At 56.4% G+C, this 613-nt stretch carries 1 protein-coding gene; it reads right to left on the bottom strand.

From position 1 onward, the window contains the following. The coding region (locus NW858_RS11565; RefSeq protein ID WP_414520548.1) for a hypothetical protein at positions 1-322 on the bottom strand (322 nt) is incomplete at its 3' end. Positions 323-613: the final 291 nt, after the last annotated feature.

Genomic DNA, 613 nt, shown 5'->3' with positions numbered 1-613 from the left:
ATTCATCGCGGAGGAAAACCTGAGGGCAAGAGCGCGGGCCAAAACGCAGCAGGCTGGGCATGCCGTACTCCTTGAGGCGGTTCTGCAGCCAGGTGCCAACGCCAGTTTTGCCATCATTGGGCATTTCGGTTTGGAAGTCGCTGTACATCAGCAACAACTGGCTGCGAGATTGGAGCACAGCATTCTCTTGGATCAACTTCGGCAGAGAGAGGCTGGCGGCTGAGTTAGCTCCTTTAATACCTTTGGCCGATTCACGGCGACGGCTGCGGGAGCGGGAGTTAGCACTTTCGCGGTTCTTACGGGCTTTCGGTTCAATGGTCATAGAATCTCCTAGACGACTGAGTGGTTCCGCAAAAGGGGTAAAAGCCGGAACTCGCAGGCTGGGGACAGAGCCCGCCGAGGAAGGTAGCTCGATGAGTAGTCCAATGCTGGGCAACCGCTGAGAAGAGGGACACACGCTCTCAGTTAAGCAAAGGGAGAACTCCGCCAGCTTGCCACAAAAGCTCGAGGTTCCTTGCCTGCGGCAGCAATCTACAGCGCGTCGAGTTCCTGGCCGTCCATCCGAGACTTGTCTTCGTCTTCCCTGCCGGAGGTTAGTTTGGTTACCACAGAT

Origin of the sequence: Synechococcus sp. H55.10 (genome assembly GCF_047502715.1) — a bacterium.
GTDB lineage: Bacteria > Cyanobacteriota > Cyanobacteriia > Thermostichales > Thermostichaceae > Thermostichus.
The sequence above is the reverse complement of the archived record's forward strand: the minus strand, read 5'-3'. Positions and strand labels throughout refer to the sequence as shown.